This window comes from Bacillus sp. EKM501B (genome assembly GCF_011800505.1).
GTDB lineage: Bacteria > Bacillota > Bacilli > Bacillales > Bacillaceae_G > Bacillus_A > Bacillus_A cereus.
On record NZ_JAALFZ010000002.1, the window covers coordinates 553,392 to 572,705 of the forward strand.

Below are 19,314 nucleotides of genomic sequence, written 5' to 3' on the forward strand. Positions count from 1 at the left end.
AACTACTCCTCACGATGATGTTTCAAGTAAGACTTCACAAGCTCTTCAATTAACTCATCACGTTCAAGCTTGCGAATGATGCTACGTGCATCTTTATGGCGAGGTATGTATGCTGGGTCTCCACTTAATAAATAACCGACGATTTGGTTAATCGGATTATAGCCTTTTTCTTGAAGTGCATCATACACAGTTAAAAGTACATCATTTACATGGACACTCTGTTTTTCATCTTGAATGCTAAACTTCATTGTTTTATCAAAACCGTCCATTTCAAGCACCTCACTTATATAGTAAGTATAGGGAGAAGAACTTCTCCTCTCCCTACCATTGTACACTACTATCTCTTTATTTTGAAACAGATTTAACGTACTCTTGTACAAATGCTAAAGCTTCTTCGACTTGAGCTGGGTTTTTACCGCCTGCTTGTGCCATATCAGGACGGCCGCCACCGCCACCGCCGCAACGAGAAGCTACTTCTTTCACAAGTTTACCAGCATGGTAACCTTGGCTAATTAAGTCTTTCGTTACACCTGCTAGGATGTTTACTTTATCGTCATTAACAGACGCTAATACAACAACTGCTGACTCTAATTTATTTTTCAGATCATCCATCATCGTACGTAAGTTATTCATATCTGCAACATTTACTTTCGCTGCTAATACATTCACACCATCAACTGTCATTACAGAATCAGTTAAGTTTCCAGCTTCGATATTGCTTAATTTCGCAGCAAGAGATTCATTTTCTTTTTGCAGTTGTTTCACTTCAGCAAATAGACCATCAACTCTTGTTAAAATATCTTTCGGATTTGTTTTCATTTTTCCTGCTGCTTCTTTTAATAAACCTACTTGATCGTTCATTAATTCGTATGCAGACTTACCAGTTACTGCTTCAATACGACGAGTTCCTGCACCGATACCAGACTCAGCAACGATTTTGAAAATACCGATAGAAGCTGTGTTATCAACGTGACAACCGCCGCAAAGCTCTAAGCTGTAATCGCCAACTTGTACAACGCGTACAACATCACCGTATTTTTCACCGAATAATGCCATTGCACCCATTTCTTTCGCTTCTTCGATTGCTTTTTGAGAAATCTCAACATCAATACTTTCCCAAATTTTCTCGTTTACCATACGCTCAATTTTTTCTAATTCGTCAGCTTGTACTTGACCGAAGTGAGAGAAGTCAAAGCGTAGACGTTCAGAAGTTACAAGAGAACCTGCTTGGTTAACGTGTGTTCCAAGTACGTCTTTTAATGCTTGGTGTAGTAAATGAGTTGCTGTATGATTTTTTACAACGCTACTACGATTTTTCGTATCGATAATAGCTTTTACAGCCGCATCTTTCGTTAATGTTCCTTCTTCAACAACAACTTTATGCAAGTTTTGGCCGTTTGGTGCTTTTTGTACGTCTTTTACAAGAACTTTCACGCCATCAGCAAGAAGGTAACCACGGTCTGCAATTTGTCCACCGCTCTCAGCATAGAATGGTGTTACATCAAGAATTAACTGTCCTTCTTCACCAGCTTGTAAGCTGTCTGTGTATTCGCCATTTTTCACAAGTGCAACAACGTTACTTTCTGTTGCAACTGTACCGTAACCAACGAATTCGCTCGCTACTTTAATTTCTCCAAGGACACCACCTTGAACTTGCATAGAATCAACGTCTTGACGAGCAGCACGGGCACGCTCACGTTGTTTTTCCATTTCATTTTCAAAGCCTTCATGATCAACTGTCATGCCAGCTTCTTCTGCATATTCTTCTGTTAATTCAATTGGGAAACCGTATGTGTCATATAGACGGAACGCATCTACTCCAGAAATAACAGTTGTTTTTTCTTCTTTTGCTTTTGCAATTACTTCAGCTAAAATCGCTTCACCATCATGAAGTGTTTCATGGAAACGCTCTTCTTCGTTCTTCACAACTTTCGCAATGAAATCTTTCTTTTCAAGTACTTCTGGATAGAAGTCTTTCATTACTTCTCCAACAACCGGTACTAATTCAAACATAAATGGACGATTGATGTTTAATTTCTTCGAATAACGAACAGCGCGGCGTAATAAACGACGTAATACATAACCACGGCCTTCGTTAGATGGAAGAGCACCGTCACCAACAGCGAATGTTACTGTACGGATATGGTCAGCAATTACTTTGAATGCCATATCTTTTTCTAAATCGCCATTACGATATTTTTCACCAGAAATTGTTTCTGTTGCACCAATCATCGGCATGAATAGGTCTGTATCGAAGTTTGTAGGCACATCTTGAACGATAGATGTCATACGCTCTAGACCCATCCCTGTATCAATGTTTTTCTTAGGAAGTGGTGTATATGAACCGTCTGGATTATGGTTAAATTGAGAGAATACAAGGTTCCATACTTCTAAGTAACGCTCGTTTTCTCCGCCTGGATATAATTCTGGGTCACTAAAGTCATTACCGTAAGCTTCTCCGCGGTCATAGAAAATCTCTGTATTCGGTCCACTTGGTCCTTCACCGATATCCCAGAAGTTTTCTTCTAAGCGAATAATACGCTCTTTTGGAACGCCCATTTTCTCATTCCAAATTGTGAATGCTTCTTCATCTTCTGGATGGATTGTAACTGATAGTAATTCTTTATCGAATCCGATCCATTTGTCGCTCGTTAAGAATTCCCAAGCCCATGTAATTGCTTCTTCTTTGAAGTAATCACCAATTGAGAAATTTCCTAACATTTCAAAGAATGTATGGTGACGAGCTGTTTTCCCTACGTTTTCAATATCGTTTGTACGAATTGATTTTTGAGCATTTGTAATACGTGGATTTTGTGGGATTACACGTCCATCAAAATATTTTTTTAATGTAGCTACACCACTATTAATCCATAGAAGAGATGGATCTTCATGCGGAACTAGTGATGCACTAGGTTCTACTGCATGTCCTTTTTCTTGGAAAAAGTCTAAAAACATTTGACGAATTTGTGCGCCTGTTAGTTGTTTCATTGTATTTTCCTCCTTAAATATAAAAAACTCCCGTCCCTATAAAAGGGACGAGAGTTAACTCGCGATACCACCCTAATTATGAATTGATTACAATAACAATCAATTCATCACCTCATGGTGCCGTAACGTGGCAAGACGGCAGTGATTAGCTGCTCTCAGGATTAGCTTTCTGTTACCCTTCATTTAAAGCTTCTTTCAGCCATATGGAAGCTTCTCTCTATAAATGGACTGTAACGTACTTGTTCCGTCATTGATTTAATGTATTATATGACTAAATATAATAGAATTCTCTTAAGTTTGTCAATGTAGATAATCATTTATATTGGATTAATTACTTATTAATCATAAGTATTCTACTATTCATTCTTAACAGCCTTTTCATATAGTATGCATTTATTAATAAATCGGAATCTCCTTATAAGAATAATTTATAAAAATTTCTAAATATTACTTTTTTTGTTATAATTAAATTATTGTTAATAAAATAAAGGAGCGATCACAATGACAACCTTACTTAGCAAAGCTAAAAACATATTAGCGACTGACGAAACGATATTATTTTACGCAGCATGTTCATTAGACATATTTATTTATCGTTCCGTCGCAAGGCCAGGAATGCTAATTTTAACGAACAAAAGGCTATTCTTTTATGGGCCAGATGTAAGTAAGAATCCAATATTTGAAGAGTACTCTTTCGCAAAAATTTCTAATCTAAAAGAACAAAAGCGGCTTTTCAACAATCAAATTGTATTTATGTATGATAACGAATGGAAAAAAATAAAACATATTCAAACAAATGATGTGAGCTCCCTCGTTCAAAAGATACACGAGCAGCTTTCTAAATAAATATATGATTAGCCCTCTATTTCTTACATAGAGGGCTTCTATACTTACACATCTTCTTTTTTCAAGAGCGGTCTCACATGAACAATGACAGTGCGAATAACTGCTAAAATCGGAACCGATATTAGCAATCCTACAATCCCAGCTACCTCTCCCCCAACTAGTAAGGCAAGCATAATAATAACGGGATGCATACGAAGTGACTTACCAACGATGTAAGGCGATAAAATGTTACTCTCCACAAATTGCAAAATCGCAATTGTGATCCCCGCCTTAATAAGTAAACTCGTTGATACTGTTGCTGCAATCATTAACGTCGGGATTGCTCCTAAAATAGGACCGAAGTACGGGATTATATCCGTTACCCCAATAATAATGCCAAGCAATAATGGATATTTCATACCGATAAACCAAAAAGAAAGAGCTGATACTCCCCCTAATACTAAACAAACAAATAACTGTCCTCGAATATAACTTCCAAGTGATTTATCAATTTCTTTCGCAAGCATTTGCCCCGTACCTCGCCATTTACTTGGGACTAGTTTCCAAAAGATATGATAAAACTCACCATAATCTTTTAATATGTAAAATACAATGAACGGTATTAAGAAAATAATGAGCAATGAATCGAGTACACCACGAGCTGTACTCATCACTTTATTTAAAAGTGCTTGAATCTTCGTTTCCACACCCACAAAAAGTTGTTTCACCTTTTCATGAATGAACGAAGGGAAATTCGCCGTTTGTTCTGTAACGCCATCCATCCACGAATCGTACATTTTTGTAAACTGCGGAAATTGTTCATTAATCTCTTGTAACTGTTTAATAACGACTGGTGTTCCTTTATAAATCCCATAACCAATTCCGCCAAAGAAAAGGATATAAATGAGCAAAATGGCAAGTGTACGGGGCATCCCTTCCTTATGAATTTTTTCAATTAAAGGGTGCAATAAATACGCAATAAAACACGCGATAAGAAACGGCGTGATTGCTACTTTAAATACAAAAATAATCGGTGCCCATAGCGGCTTAATTTTTAAAAAGACGAGCAGACAAAGAAAAACAAGTAACAATAATCCTAAACGATATATCCAAATGATTTTAAGATTCTTCACATGAAAAACCTCCTCCACCTTTATTTTGAAAATAAATGGGGTAGGTTATGTGCGAAACTTTTAAAATCTTTTCATACGGACCATACTGTTTTTTAAAGACGTACATATAAATAACATAACAAGGACAACCACCCCTGAGAATACAGCATGAATTAATATAATCAGGAGGGCTAATTATGGTTTTGTTTATGCTTGGATTATCAGCACTTTTTATGATTCTTGAATGGATTTGTATCGGGTTCGGTATTTGGAAGGGGTTCTTTATTCATTCCTCACGTAAAGAAAAAGCGAAGCAATTATGGCAGTATGGAATACTTGGCGTTGGCTGCTACGGTCTATCTTATCTTTTCTCAGAGATCGGACTTTTTTATTTGCATATGGGTGCATAAAAAAACTCCCTTGTCTACAAGGGAGTTTTTCACTTTATCGAAATGATTATAAGTAAGACTTAATCATCTTACGTGCTTTTTTCATATTGCGTTTTGAAAATACATCTTGCTTACGAGCATATTGATATGCTGCAGCTCCAACACCTAATGCGATTAATGAATTGCGTAGATTCAAAGTAAATCCCCCTTTTCGTTATCCGATCGTTCTTTCATTCTCATCAAATAAATCATCAAGAGAGCTTAGTGAACCATCTTCCTCAACTTGATGCGTATGGATTTTCCCCTTTGAAACCGATAATTCGATATAACAATTCCAGCAATAAAATTGGTTGACACCTATTTTTCCAATGTCTTTCCCTTTGCAATTTGGACAAATAAACATATGGCTTTCATCTCCTTACAGTCTCCCAGATTCTATTCGCCATTATGTCCAAACTGCATTCATTTATACATTTTACTGGAGCCTTTCAACGCTATGCGTTTGAAAGTTTCACTATATAATTTCACCTTGTTACATGAAATCATACGGTGAAATGTTTTCCACGTCCATTTCCTCGCCATTAACTGTGACCATCTGTACTTCTCCTTGTGATTCTTGCAAGCGACTAGCTAAGGTTGTTTGACGCATTGCATCATCAAGGCGATTTACACCAGATTGGAAAGCTGCTTCCTCTCCGCAAATAATAAGGAACTTCTTACTTCTTGTAATGCCCGTGTAAATTAAATTACGACGTAACATACGGTTGTAACTTTTCACGATTGGCATAATAACAATCGGAAATTCACTACCTTGTGATTTATGAATGGAACAACAATATGCATGCGTAATTTGATTTAAATCGGGCTTCGTATACGTTACCTCAATTCCATCAAATGAAACGATAATCATATCTTGTTGCTCAACGTTTTCTTTCGCATAAAACACCGAAACAATTTCCCCAATATCACCATTAAACACTTGGCTCTCCGGCTGATTCACGAGTTGCAGTACTTTATCGCCTCTTCGGTACACAACATCACCGTAAGCAATTTCTTTACTCTTTTCCCTCTTCGGATTAAATACTTGTTGCAGCGCTTCGTTTAATACATTAATACCAGCAGGCCCGCGGTACATCGGTGCTAATACTTGTACATCTCTTGCGCTAAAGCCTTTTGTTTTAGCATTTTCACAAACTTTTTTCACAACCTCAACAATTTGAGCTCCTGTACAGCCGATAAATGAACGATCTTTTTGATTTTGTGCTAAATCTGGTGGTAGAGTTCCATTTTTTATCGCATGGGCAAGTTGAATCACTGATGAGCCTTCCGCTTGACGATAAATTTCAGTAAGCTTCACTGTCGGAACTGCGCCTGCATTTAATAAATCTTTTAATACTTGTCCAGGCCCTACAGATGGCAACTGATCTTCATCACCTACAACGATAACTTGAATGTTCGTCGGCAACGACTTAAATAGCTGATTTGCAAGCCAAATATCAACCATTGAAAATTCATCGATAATAAGGAGCTTACCTTGGACAGGATCCGTTTCATTACGCTGGAAAGATCCTTCTGGCGTCCAACCAAGTAAACGGTGAATTGTGCAAGCTGGAAGTCCTGTCGATTCACTCATCCGCTTCGCTGCTCTTCCTGTTGGAGCTGTTAATAGTATTGGAAATGGATTATCATCACTGTATTCATTCGGATTTAACGATAACCCGTGTAGTGATGCATACATTTCAACAATCCCTTTAATAACTGTTGTTTTCCCTGTTCCTGGTCCACCTGTCAATAACATCATCGGTTTATGAAGTGCCGTTTGAATTGCTTCTTGCTGAAACGGTGCATATTGTACGTTCAGTTGTTCTTCAATTTCACCTAACGTTTTTAACACTTCTGCTTCTGGAAATGAAGGTGTTTCTTCTTGATTCATAAGCCTGCGAATAGACTTTACAACACCTTTCTCAGAGTAGAATAACGTTGCTAAATACACTCGTTCTTCTTCTATGATGACTTTCCCTTCACTTTGCATCGTTTCAATACAACCTATAATATCTTCCTCAGTCACTCTTCCTTCTTGATTGTTTAAAAGTGACATCGTTTCTCTTACAAGTTGATCTTTCCTCATATAAACGTGACCAAGTTGTAATGAGACATTCTCTAATGTGTAAAAACATCCTGCGCGTACACGGTCGTCATGATTACCCGATATCCCTAACGCACGCCCTATATCATCCGCTCTTCCAAAACCAATCCCGTCCACTTCTTCGATAAGTTGATACGGATTATTACGAATCACTTCTAATGTCATCTCTTTATATTGCTGGTAAATCTTAATAGAAAGTTTCGTTCCAAAACCGTAGCCATTTAAAAAGCTCATTACTTTCTCTAGCCCTTGATGTTCAACAATTGTCTCATATATTTCCTGAGCCTTTTGTTTATTAACGACACCATTTAATGCCTCAGGGTCATCCATAATTTTAGAAATAGCATGTTCTCCGAGATGGTCCACAATTTTTTCAGCTGTACGCTTTCCTATCCCTTTAAATAAATCACTCGCTAAATATTGCACCATACCTGCTTTTGTTTGCGGCAATTCTTTTTTAAATGTTTCAACCATATATTGTTTTCCATACTTTGGATGGTCCTTAAAATGACCTGTCAATGTAAACACTTCATCTTCATGCATGCGGGGAAAATGACCGTTTATCATTACTTTCTTTTCGTCATACGTTTCATTCGTTTCAATGACTTTCATACTGACAACGGAATAGAGGTTTTCTTCGTTGTGGAAAATGGTATGAAGAACTTGCGCTTTTATAAACTTTTTCTCTTCCTCAAACAAATCCATTGCATGTTGATTTCCCATTTTTCCTCTCCTTTCCGGTATTTTCACTTTAATGAGCAGTACATCCCCCACCTTTTTAGATGAGGGATAACTACCCATTAAACTATATTTTTATCTTATTCAGCTTCTTGCTCTAATAAACGAACGCCATTACCCGCTAAAAAGTGATCTGGCTGAATTTCAGTTGCTTTCTTAAATAAAGCGAGAGCCTTCTCATTATTTTCCTCAAATACGTACGCAACACCTAAATTGTAATACGCATCTGCATGCTCCTCATCCATTTCTAATACCTTTTCAAAATAAGGTTTCGCCTCTTGAACGTGTTCTAATCGCGCGAAGCAAAGTCCGCACTGGAATACAGCTTCTACATCGTTTTCATCTAATTCTGTTGCTCTTTGTAAGAATGGTAGTGCAAGACGATCATTTCCAAGCTGTACATGTGTGATACCTAACATAAATGTTACATCAGCTGATTGTAATCCAGCTTGCATTGCTTGTTCAAATACAGCTTTCGCTTCAGTAAATTGCTCTTGGCCATAATATACATTTCCTAAACCATAATAGGCTGCTGCAGATTTATCATCTAACTCTAGTGCACGTTTATAAAATAAAATCGCTCGCTCGCTATCACCTAATACGTCTAATAAATTTGCAAAATTAATGTACCCAAGCGCATCTTTCGGATTTTCTTCGATTGCTTCTGTAAAATTTTTAGCTGCTTCTTCCCAGTTTCCTTCTTGCATATATTGAATACCTGTTTCAAGTTTGTTTGACATGTCCTTCACCTCTACAACAAATTATAACAAAGAATGTATTTTCCAAGCGAACGAAAATTCGCTTTATGTAAAAGAAACCTCTAACCGCTAATCGGCAGAGGCTTCTCATTTATCCTAAATAATCCAATTTCTTACCACTACGGTATACTTCATCAATTGTAGCACCGCCTAAGCACTCATCTCCATCATAGAAAACGACTGCTTGTCCTGGTGTAATTGCACGAATTGGCTCATCACAAAGAATACGAACTGTATTTTCATCAACGATTTGAACCGTTACTTTATTGTCTTCTTGACGATAACGGAATTTCGCCGTGCACTTAAATTCTGTTTCTTTTTCTTTGTTACTTACCCATCCTACATTCGTAGCAATAACTTCATCACCATATAGAAGTTCGTTATGGAATCCTTGATCAACATATAAAATGTTTTCTTTTAGATTTTTCCCAACAGCAAACCATGGATCACCATTACCACCAATTCCAAGGCCATGACGTTGTCCAATTGTATAATACATTAAACCGTCATGCTTCCCTTTCACTTCACCAGATAATGTTTGCATTACACCTGGTTGTGCCGGTAAGTAGTTACTTAAGAAATCTTTAAAGTTACGCTCACCAATGAAGCAAATACCTGTACTATCTTTTTTCGCCGCTGTCGCTAAGCCAGCTTCTTTCGCCATTTCACGAATTTGCGGTTTCTTTAATTCACCTAACGGGAACATTGTTTTTGATAATTGCTCTTGGCTTAATTGATTTAAGAAATATGTTTGATCTTTATTGTCATCAACACCGCGAAGCATTTTATACTCGCCGTCCATATAAGCAACGCGTGCATAATGGCCTGTTGCCACATAATCCGCACCAAGCGCAATTGCATGCTCTAAAAATGCTTTAAATTTAATTTCTTTATTACACATTACATCTGGGTTTGGTGTACGACCAGCTCGGTACTCATCTAAGAAGTACGTAAATACTTTATCCCAGTATTGTTTTTCAAAGTTTACTGCATAATACGGAATACCAATTTGGTTACACACTTCAATTACATCATTGTAATCTTCTGTTGCTGTGCAGACACCATTCTCATCTGTATCATCCCAGTTTTTCATAAAAATTCCGATTACATCATAACCTTGCTCTTTTAATAAAAGTGCTGCTACAGATGAATCGACGCCACCGGACATACCGATGACAACGCGTGTTTCGTGAGGTAGTTTGTTCATCATGTCACCTCCCATGCTAATTTTGTGTTAATCGCTTCACGATTTTCACTGTTTCGTACGCCGCTTTTTCAATTTGCTCTTTCGTATTTCCAAGTCCAAAACTAAAGCGTACGGATGAACGTATTTGATCGGAGTCTTTTCCAAACATCGCTACTAATACATGTGATGGATCAATCGAACCAGCTGTACAAGCAGAACCACTTGATACTGCAATACCAGCTAAGTCTAAGTTCACAAGAAACGGTTCAATGTTCATTCCTGTAAAACTTACATTAAGTACATGCGGTAAGCGATGTTCTAAGTTTCCGTTTACCTCGAAAGTAATGCCTTCATTTTTGAAGACAGATACCATTATATCTTTAAACTCTTCATATTGGGCATTTTTTTGCTCACGAGTTTTTTCAGCTATAAGAATTGCATACTGAAGCCCAGCAATACTAGGCACATTTTCCGTACCAGCACGGCGTTTTCTTTCTTGCTCTCCGCCTATTAATAACGGTTCAAATTTCACATTTGCACCAGCGTATAAGAAACCTACACCTTTTGGCCCGTTAATTTTATGAGCTGAAATTGATAATAAATCAATACCAAACTCTTTCACATTAATTTCTACTAAACCGTAAGCTTGTACCGCATCTGTATGGAAATACGCTTGATGCTCTTTTAACAGCTTTCCTATTTCCACAATCGGTTGCATCGTCCCTACTTCATTATTCCCAAACATAACAGATACAAGAATCGTCTCTTCTGTTAATGCCTTTTGTATGTCAGAAACTTGAATGCGCCCTGTTTCATCGACAGGTAAATATGTCACTTCAAACCCTTCACGCTCTAACAATTCGCACGTATGCAAAATCGCATGATGTTCAATTTGCGTCGTTATAATGTGGTTACCTTTATGACGGTTCGCACGTGCTACACCGATAAGCGCTAAATTATCAGCTTCTGTACCACCGCTCGTAAATATAATTTCATTCGGATTCGCATGAATGCTGCGTGCACACACTCTTCTCGCCTCATCTACTGTGTGACGAGTTTGACGTCCATAAAAGTGAATACTAGACGGGTTCCCGAATATTTCTGTCATATATGGAATCATCTTTTCGACCACTTCTGGGTGAGTCGGAGATGTCGCAGCATGATCTAAGTAAATGCGTTCCATTAAATCTCCTTCTTTCCAAATCGTTTCACAAGGAATTAAATGTAAAACATATAGCCCCCGTGATTTTCTTCCTCATAACGTACTAAATCTTCTAACGTTGTACTATCTAACACTTCTTGCACCGCATCACGAACACGCATCCATAATTGGCGTTGTGCTGGTTCTTCTTCTTCTATCATTTCTACAACACTAATCGGACCCTCTAATACACGGATTACATCTCCAGCTGTAATGTTAGCCGGCTGATCTGATAGTACATATCCGCCATATGCTCCCCGCGTACTCTTTACTAGACGCGCGTTACGAAGTGGTGAAATTAATTGCTCTAAGTAATGTTCCGATAAGTCATGTGCCTGCGCAATTGATTTTAATGAAATCGGACCTTCACCAAACTTTTTTGCAAGATCAATCATAATTGTTAAGCCATAGCGGCCTTTCGTTGAAATTTTCATCTATTTTGCACCTCTTTTCAAATTTTCACTTCTATTGGTTATATCTTATTTATAAAAAGAACACAATTTAAAATCCTATGAAATTATAGCATAATATAGTATTATAAGAAATTTCAACTTGTGTATCAAAATGATAACATAAAATCACATTGAAAAACTCGGGAATTATTACAATTGAAAGAAAAATGAAAATATTATCCTTTATTTTTCCCATAAAACAGCATCCTATTTCAAATTTCGTAGAAAAAAATGATACGATAGAACGAGATTATATATTAAGGGAGACGGTCCAAATGAAACAACCACTCGCACATCGAATGCGCCCTACAAATATTCAAGAAATTATTGGGCAACAACATTTAGTTGGTGAAGGAAAGATTTTATGGCGAATGGTCCAAGCCAATCATTTTCAATCTATGATTTTATACGGTCCTCCAGGTACAGGAAAAACATCCATTGCCAGTGCAATTGCTGGAAGTACCGGTACCCCGTTTCGTCTATTGAATGCTGTTACTCACAATAAAAAAGATATGGAAGTTGTCGTACAAGAAGCGAAGATGCATCGACACCTCGTTTTAATTTTAGATGAAGTTCACCGTCTAGATAAAGCAAAGCAAGACTTTCTATTACCTCACTTAGAAAGCGGACTTCTTACTTTAATTGGTGCAACGACAAGTAATCCATTCCATGCAATAAACTCCGCTATTCGAAGCAGGTGTCAAATTTTCGAATTACACGCACTAACAGAAGATGATATTTTAATTGGGTTAAAAAGAGCTTTAGAAGATAAAGAAAAAGGCCTTGGAGAATATGCTGTAACGGTAACAGATGAAGCACTACATCACTTTGCAAACGCCTCTGGTGGTGATATGCGTTCCGCTTATAACGCACTTGAGCTTGCTGTATTATCTAGCTTTACTACAGACGATCAAGCGGCTGAAATCACACTCGAGATTGCAGAAGAATGCTTACAAAAGAAGAGCTTCGTTCACGACAAAGGCGGCGATGCTCATTATGACGTATTATCAGCATTTCAAAAATCAGTGCGCGGAAGTGATGTAAATGCAGCGCTCCATTATTTAGCACGCCTTATTGAAGCAGGTGATTTACAAAGTATTGGCAGACGCCTTCTTATTATGGCTTATGAAGATATTGGACTTGCTAGCCCACAAGCTGGACCACGTACACTAGCTGCAATTGAATCAGCTGAACGAGTTGGATTCCCAGAAGCACGCATCCCACTTGCAAATGCCGTTATCGAGCTATGCTTATCACCAAAATCAAATTCAGCTTATAAAGCACTTGATGCTGCATTACACGATTTACGCAACGGTCAAACAGGTGACATTCCAAGCCATTTAAAAGATAGTCATTACAAAGGCGCAGAATCACTTGGAAGAGGCATTGGATATTTATATCCACACGACCATCCAAACGGCTGGGTAAGGCAACAATACTTACCTGATAAAATAAAAAACAAGCAATATTATAAACCGAAAACGACAGGGAAATTTGAGCAAGCACTTTCTACTGTTTATGAAAGATTACAAACTTCGAATAAAACGAAAAATAAAGGGTAACATAAACGAAAACGTCACCATTATGGAGGCTTCGCTTATGAAAACACGTCAAGATGCATGGACAAAAGAAGATGATCTCCTTTTAGCAGAAACTGTTTTACGACATATTCGCAGCGGAAGTACACAAATAAAAGCATTTGATGAAGTCGGCGATACGTTGAACCGGACTTCAGCAGCTTGCGGCTTTAGATGGAATGCTGAAGTAAGACCGAATTACGAAGATGCTGTGCAGCTTGCGAAGAAACAACGTAAAGAATTAAAGCGCTCTGAAGCTAAAATAGAAAAAAATCAGTTCACGAAAACGAAACAACTCGTAATCGATGCTGAGTTTTCTGAAGATATTACGCCAAGTAAACAAGAACTTACGATGCAAAATGTCATCTCATTTTTGCAAAACTTGGAGCATAATAACCCTTCACTCGCAAAGTTGCAAACTGAAAATGATGTATTACAAGCTCAGCTCACTTCTCTGCAAAAAACGAATCATGAACTTGAAACGAAATTAGCGGTACTCACAAAAAAACAACAAGCAATCGAAGAAGATTACGCGATGCTTGTTCGAATTATGGATCGTGCTCGAAAACTTGTTTCGGTCGAAGAGCAAGAAGAGCAAATTGCCCCGATTTTCAAAACCGATCAAAACGGGAATTTAGATATTATTTATTCTGCTGAGAATTAAAAACAGGGATGTCACTTTTTTGACTGAGTGACATCCTTGTTTGTTTTCGGTAAATCATATATATACATGTCGGTAAATGAAATTATATTAACGATTTTTCGAATATATCTATCGTAACTTGCAATATATCAACGATTTTTCGAATATATCTATCACAACTTGCAATATATCAACGATTCAATAAAGGATATCGATTTAACGACAAAGATTGACAATAACATTCCTCCTTGTCATACAAGGAAACTCCTAAAACGGATTAGATATTTTTTACTAAAATATTATTATAAACATATACCTTTAAAGGGGGATGGTTGCTATTTCATTAATAATCTTCAAAATAACTCTTGGCCTTCTCGTCCTAACTTTAGCTCTTTTCACCATTAACAGTCTAAAAAAGACATCCGCCTATAAATCAGATAAATATGATTTTTACTTACTAACCTTACTTACATTTGAACTAGTAGTAATGCAAATATCCATATTTCTTTAATACATATAAAAAAGCATATATCCAAAATGGATATATGCTTTTTTTTATTCTTGCCCTACACGTTTCACTTCTACATTTTTAATACGTTCACGTACAACGTGACTTGCCATAATTAAGCCTGCCACAGATGGTACGAATGCATTTGATGAAGGCGGTAATTTCGCCTTACGAATTTTTGCATTTTCGTCTGGTACAATTTCTTTACGTACCTCTTCACGAATTACGATTGGGTTTTCGTCAGAGAAGACAACTTTTACACCTTTTTTAATACCCTCTTTACGAAGCTTCGTACGAATGACTTTCGCAATTGGATCTGTATGTGTTTTAGAGATGTCCGCAATACGGAAACGAGTTGGGTCCATTTTATTTGCTGCACCCATACTGGAGATAATTTTAATTTTACGACGTAAACATTGTTTAATTAAATGAATTTTGAACGTAATCGTATCAGATGCATCCACTACGAAATCCAAACCGTGCTTAAAGAACTCTTCATATGTTTCATCTGTATAAAACATTTCAAGTCCAATTACTTCACACTCTGGGTTAATGTCTGCGATACGCTCTTTCATTAATTCTACTTTTGAACGTCCTACAGTAGATACTAAAGCGTGAATTTGACGGTTTACGTTTGTAATATCTACAACGTCTTTATCAACTAATACAAGACGTCCAACGCCAGAACGTGCTAACGCTTCAGCTGCAAAAGAGCCTACGCCGCCAATTCCTAAAATACCGACTGTACTATTTTTTAATATTTCAAGTCCTTCTTTACCGAAGGCTAATTCATTACGTGAAAATTGATGTAACATTCAGCTCTACACTCCTATTACAAAAATGGTCTACCATGTATTCTAGCGTTTTTCCGACTATTTGTATAGAAAAAGTTATAGAATTCCTAAAAATACATATTTCGAAAATGAAAACATAGACCAGAATTTCATTTCTTCCTAAATACACGTTTAAAAAGGAGGATTTAGAGAACCGAGCAGATCGAGGCGCTGAAGCCAGGAGGAGCGCAGTGTAGAAAAATACTACTCGAGCACCGGACTGGCGAAGCAACGATGAGATGCGACAGTTATCTAAACCGGACTTTTTAAACAACCTCTCAAAAAAAGTCTAGACGGTTATAGTATAACCATCTAGACCCTATTCTTACTTCTCTTCTTTTAAGCTTAATTTTAAGTTTAACTCTTCAAGCTGTGCTTCTGCAACTGGGCTTGGAGCTTCTGTTAATAAGCAGCTTGCGCTTGCTGTTTTTGGGAATGCAATTGTATCACGAAGGTTCGTACGGCCTGCAAGTAACATAACAAGACGATCTAAACCTAATGCGATTCCGCCGTGTGGTGGTGTACCGTATTCGAATGCTTCTAATAAGAACCCGAATTGCTCTTGCGCTTCTTCTTGTGAGAATCCAAGTGCTTTGAACATTTTTTCTTGTACGTCACGCTCGTAAATACGAAGTGATCCACCACCAAGCTCATAACCGTTTAATACAAGGTCATATGCTTGTGCACGTGCTTTTTCTGGTGCTGTTTCTAGTAACTCAACGTCTTCACGGAATGGCATTGTGAATGGGTGGTGAGCTGCGAAGTAACGATCTGCATCTTCATCGTACTCAAGAAGTGGCCAATCCGTTACCCATAGGAAATTATATTTACTTTCGTCAATTAACTCAAGCTCTTTACCTAGACGTAAGCGAAGTGCACCTAAGCTATCTGCAACAACGCTCTTCTTATCTGCTACGAATAGTAATAAGTCGCCAGCAGTAGCCTCTAATGTGCTCATTAACACATTTGCATCTTCTTCACTGAAGAATTTCGCAATCGGTCCTTTTAAGCCATCTTCTTCAACTTTAAGCCAAGCTAGACCTTTTGCACCGTATACTTTCACGAATTCAGTTAATGCATCGATGTCTTTACGAGAATATTTACTTGCAGCACCTTTTGCATTAATTGCTTTTACTTGTCCGCCGCTTTCTACAGCACTTGTAAACACTTTAAAGCCACAACCTGCTGCAAACTCAGATAAGTCTGTTAGTTCCATTTCAAAGCGTGTATCTGGCTTATCAGAACCGTAACGAGCCATTGCATCAGCATATTTCATACGAGGGAATGGTGCACTAACTTCTACACCTTTTGCATCCTTCATAACTTTCGTCATCATACGCTCCATCATATCTAAAATTTCATCTTGTGTTAAGAATGAAGCTTCGATATCGATTTGCGTGAATTCCGGTTGACGATCCGCACGTAAATCTTCATCACGGAAACAACGTGCTACTTGATAGTAACGCTCAAATCCGCCGACCATAAGAAGCTGTTTAAATAACTGTGGTGACTGCGGTAGTGCATAGAATTCACCATCATGCACACGACTTGGCACTAAATAGTCACGAGCTCCTTCTGGCGTGCTTTTCGTTAAAATTGGTGTTTCTACTTCTAAGAACTCTTCTGTGTCTAAGAAGTTACGAATTGTTTTCGTTACGTCATGACGCATTTTGAATGTGTTAAACATTACTGGACGACGTAAGTCTAAATAACGATATTTTAAACGCACATCTTCTGATGCATCTGTATCATCAGCAATGATGATTGGCGTTGTTTTCGCTGCATTTAGTACATTTACTTTTGTTGCTTGTACTTCAATACGACCAGTTGCCATATTGTCATTAATTGCGCCTTCACCACGTTCAACAACTGTACCTTCTACGTGTAATACGTATTCGCTACGAATTGTTTCTGCTACTTCTAACGCTTCTTTTGATGTTTCTGGGTTAAATACAACTTGCACGATACCTGTACGGTCACGTAAGTCGATAAAGATTAATCCACCTAAGTCACGGCGTTTTTGTACCCAACCTTTTAATTGAACTGTTTGTCCAACAGCTTCTACTGTTACTTTTCCACATGCATGTGTTCTTTCAGCCACTGTAAGTTCCCCCTATATTAATTTCTCTGCTACGTATGAAGCAAATACATCTAACGCTACTTCTTCTTGTTCACCTGTTGCCATATCTTTTAAGTTAATGATGCCTTTATCTAGCTCATCTTCTCCTAATACAGCTACAAATTTCGCCTTTAGACGATCTGCTGATTTAAATTGTGCTTTCATTTTGCGATCTAAATAATCTTTTTCAACTGACAATCCAGCTTTACGAAGATCGAACGCAACTTTTGCAGCATGGTCTTTCGCTTTTTCGCCAAGCGCCACAACGTAACAATCAATGCTATGTTCAAGTGGTAATTCAATGTTTTCAGCTTTTAGCGCCATAATTAAACGTTCAATACTCATTGCAAAACCGATACCTGGCATTTCTGGTCCACCGATTTCTTGTACAAGTCCGTTATAACGGCCACCACCGCTTAATGTAGTGATCGCACCGAAACCTTCTGCCTCACTCATAATTTCAAAAACAGTGTGTTGGTAGTAGTCTAAACCACGCACTAAGTTCGGATCTTTTTCAAACGGAACATCCATCATCGTTAATAGTTCTTGAACTTTGTCGTAGTATATTGCTGAATCTTCGTTTAAGTATTCTGTAATAGATGGTGCTGTTCCCATTAATTCATGGTTACGGTCCTTCTTACAGTCTAAAATTCGAAGTGGATTCTTTTCTAAGCGAGATTGACAGTCAGAACAGAATTCGCCGATACGTGGCTCAAAGTGTGCGATTAATGCATCACGGTGTGCTTGACGGCTCGCTGCGTCACCTAAACTGTTTAATACAACTTTAATATTTTTTAAGCCCATGCCGCGGTAAAATTCAACAGCAAGTGCAATTACTTCTGCATCAATTGCAGGGTCATTACTGCCGATTGCTTCGATACCGAATTGTACGAATTGACGATAGCGACCTGCTTGTGGTCTTTCATAACGGAACATTTGGCCGATATAGTATAATTTCGTTGGTTGTGTTGCATCACCAAACATTTTATTTTCAACGTAAGAACGTACAACAGGTGCAGTACCTTCTGGACGTAATGTTAAGCTACGCTCTCCACGATCTTGGAATGAGTACATTTCTTTTTGTACGATATCTGTCGTATCACCAACACCGCGTAAAAATAGCTCAGTGTGCTCAAAAATTGGTGTACGAATTTCTTTATAATTGTAACGACGGCAAATTTCGCGTGCTTGCCCTTCGATATACTGCCATAACTCAACAGTGCCTGGAAGAATATCTTGCGTTCCGCGTGGGATTTGAATAGACATATTCAGTTCCTCCTCAAATTGTTTTAATCTTAATAAAAATAAAAAAACTCCCGCCTCTACTGTTTGAACAGTAGGGACGAGAGTATTATACCCGTGGTGCCACCCTAATTGAAGCACTTATGCTTCCACTTTTTTAATAACGCTTAAATATGCGTTCATCCCTACTAAGCGTATATGCCGTTCAAGTTGAAACCTCTAGAGTGTCATTCAATCAGTCATCATGTAGAAATGTTTTCAGCCTAAGACATTCCTTCTCTTTCCATGTGTGTCTCATTTACTCTTCTCTATCAACGGTTATATTCATATGTAAATATAAAATTACTATACGTTTGTTAAGTAGGATTGTCAAGTGCTCTAAGAACGTTCAATCTGCTTCTTTAAACGCTTTACATCTTGAAGAGAAATCCCAAACTCGGAAGCAAGCTCCATTGAAGTATTGTTTTGCTCTTTTGAAATAAAATCATGAAAATTCACGTTAAATAGTTGATTTGCACCATTTGTAACAGAATGCCCTTTTTCATTCATACGCATACGTATATCCCTCACATTCAATATGGATGTTTTACTTTTTAT

Annotated in this window: 18 protein-coding genes and 2 other annotated features; of the genes, 4 read left to right on the forward strand and 14 right to left on the reverse strand. The window is 37.7% G+C overall.

Annotated features, from left to right (window positions below; all coding sequences use genetic code 11):
- Positions 1-2: 2 nt before the first annotated feature.
- Together HFD78_RS07700 and alaS are read right to left on the reverse strand one after the other, a co-directional pair.
- Positions 3-269, reverse strand: coding sequence for an IreB family regulatory phosphoprotein (locus HFD78_RS07700; RefSeq protein ID WP_000348590.1), 267 nt, complete (start codon positions 267-269; stop codon positions 3-5).
- 76 nt (positions 270-345) lie between these two features.
- On the reverse strand, positions 346-2,988 hold the full coding sequence (gene alaS / locus HFD78_RS07705; RefSeq protein ID WP_000811825.1) for an alanine--tRNA ligase: 2,643 nt from the start codon (positions 2,986-2,988) through the stop codon (positions 346-348).
- 40 nt (positions 2,989-3,028) lie between these two features.
- Positions 3,029-3,248, reverse strand: a binding site (T-box leader).
- Positions 3,249-3,489: 241 nt separating this feature from the next.
- On the opposite strand from alaS, the gene HFD78_RS07710 reads away from it, so the two are divergent.
- Positions 3,490-3,834 carry a PH domain-containing protein gene (locus HFD78_RS07710; protein ID WP_000209584.1) on the forward strand — a complete coding sequence of 115 codons (345 nt, stop codon included), beginning with the start codon at positions 3,490-3,492 and terminating at the stop codon, positions 3,832-3,834.
- Between the two features lie 44 nt (positions 3,835-3,878).
- On the opposite strand, the gene HFD78_RS07715 is transcribed toward HFD78_RS07710, so the two are convergent.
- Positions 3,879-4,946 carry an AI-2E family transporter gene (locus tag HFD78_RS07715; RefSeq protein WP_000793128.1) on the reverse strand — a complete coding sequence of 356 codons (1,068 nt, stop codon included), beginning with the start codon at positions 4,944-4,946 and terminating at the stop codon, positions 3,879-3,881.
- Between the two features lie 176 nt (positions 4,947-5,122).
- On the opposite strand from HFD78_RS07715, the gene HFD78_RS07720 reads away from it, so the two are divergent.
- Entirely contained in the window at positions 5,123-5,335 is a 213-nt protein-coding gene (locus tag HFD78_RS07720; RefSeq protein WP_000242535.1) for a hypothetical protein, read from the forward strand.
- Positions 5,336-5,381: 46 nt separating this feature from the next.
- Here HFD78_RS07720 and HFD78_RS07725 read toward each other — a convergent pair whose 3' ends face one another.
- The 7 genes from HFD78_RS07725 to cymR all read right to left on the reverse strand — a co-directional run bounded on the left by HFD78_RS07725 (position 5,382) and on the right by cymR (position 11,777).
- Entirely contained in the window at positions 5,382-5,510 is a 129-nt protein-coding gene (locus HFD78_RS07725; RefSeq protein WP_001053553.1) for a YrzQ family protein, read from the reverse strand.
- Between the two features lie 18 nt (positions 5,511-5,528).
- Positions 5,529-5,717 (reverse strand): hypothetical protein, encoded by a 189-nt coding sequence (locus tag HFD78_RS07730; protein ID WP_000469281.1) that lies wholly within the window; start codon positions 5,715-5,717, stop codon positions 5,529-5,531.
- A 129-nt stretch (positions 5,718-5,846) separates the two neighbouring features.
- Positions 5,847-8,183 carry an SF1B family DNA helicase RecD2 gene (gene recD2 / locus HFD78_RS07735; RefSeq protein ID WP_000528086.1) on the reverse strand — a complete coding sequence of 779 codons (2,337 nt, stop codon included), beginning with the start codon at positions 8,181-8,183 and terminating at the stop codon, positions 5,847-5,849.
- A gap of 95 nt (positions 8,184-8,278) precedes the next feature.
- On the reverse strand, positions 8,279-8,938 hold the full coding sequence (locus HFD78_RS07740; RefSeq protein ID WP_000066409.1) for a tetratricopeptide repeat protein: 660 nt from the start codon (positions 8,936-8,938) through the stop codon (positions 8,279-8,281).
- A gap of 109 nt (positions 8,939-9,047) precedes the next feature.
- Positions 9,048-10,163, reverse strand: coding sequence for a tRNA 2-thiouridine(34) synthase MnmA (gene mnmA / locus HFD78_RS07745; RefSeq protein WP_001038010.1), 1,116 nt, complete (start codon positions 10,161-10,163; stop codon positions 9,048-9,050).
- A 16-nt stretch (positions 10,164-10,179) separates the two neighbouring features.
- Positions 10,180-11,325 (reverse strand): cysteine desulfurase family protein, encoded by a 1,146-nt coding sequence (locus HFD78_RS07750; protein ID WP_000439893.1) that lies wholly within the window; start codon positions 11,323-11,325, stop codon positions 10,180-10,182.
- A gap of 35 nt (positions 11,326-11,360) precedes the next feature.
- The gene (gene cymR, locus HFD78_RS07755) at positions 11,361-11,777 is read right to left on the reverse strand and encodes a cysteine metabolism transcriptional regulator CymR (RefSeq protein ID WP_000704116.1); all 417 of its coding nucleotides are present in this window, start codon (positions 11,775-11,777) and stop codon (positions 11,361-11,363) included.
- A gap of 293 nt (positions 11,778-12,070) precedes the next feature.
- Here cymR and HFD78_RS07760 point away from each other — a divergent pair, with 293 nt between their 5' ends.
- Together HFD78_RS07760 and HFD78_RS07765 are read left to right on the forward strand one after the other, a co-directional pair.
- Positions 12,071-13,357, forward strand: a complete 1,287-nt coding sequence (locus HFD78_RS07760; RefSeq protein ID WP_000812919.1) for a replication-associated recombination protein A — start codon at positions 12,071-12,073, stop codon at positions 13,355-13,357.
- A gap of 37 nt (positions 13,358-13,394) precedes the next feature.
- A complete protein-coding gene (locus tag HFD78_RS07765; RefSeq protein ID WP_000857722.1) occupies positions 13,395-14,036 on the forward strand; it encodes an RsfA family transcriptional regulator in 642 nt (213 codons plus the stop codon).
- 534 nt (positions 14,037-14,570) lie between these two features.
- Here the strand turns inward: HFD78_RS07765 and HFD78_RS07770 are convergent.
- From HFD78_RS07770 to HFD78_RS07785, 4 genes are all read right to left on the reverse strand, one after another.
- Positions 14,571-15,338 carry a tRNA threonylcarbamoyladenosine dehydratase gene (locus HFD78_RS07770; RefSeq protein WP_000903177.1) on the reverse strand — a complete coding sequence of 256 codons (768 nt, stop codon included), beginning with the start codon at positions 15,336-15,338 and terminating at the stop codon, positions 14,571-14,573.
- A 343-nt stretch (positions 15,339-15,681) separates the two neighbouring features.
- Entirely contained in the window at positions 15,682-17,457 is a 1,776-nt protein-coding gene (aspS, locus tag HFD78_RS07775) for an aspartate--tRNA ligase (protein WP_000840905.1), read from the reverse strand.
- 12 nt (positions 17,458-17,469) lie between these two features.
- Positions 17,470-18,741 (reverse strand): histidine--tRNA ligase, encoded by a 1,272-nt coding sequence (gene hisS / locus HFD78_RS07780; RefSeq protein ID WP_000027081.1) that lies wholly within the window; start codon positions 18,739-18,741, stop codon positions 17,470-17,472.
- Positions 18,742-18,810: 69 nt separating this feature from the next.
- Positions 18,811-19,041: a binding site (T-box leader), on the reverse strand.
- A 54-nt stretch (positions 19,042-19,095) separates the two neighbouring features.
- Positions 19,096-19,272, reverse strand: a complete 177-nt coding sequence (locus HFD78_RS07785; RefSeq protein WP_001242605.1) for a hypothetical protein — start codon at positions 19,270-19,272, stop codon at positions 19,096-19,098.
- Between the last annotated feature and the right edge of the window lie 42 nt (positions 19,273-19,314).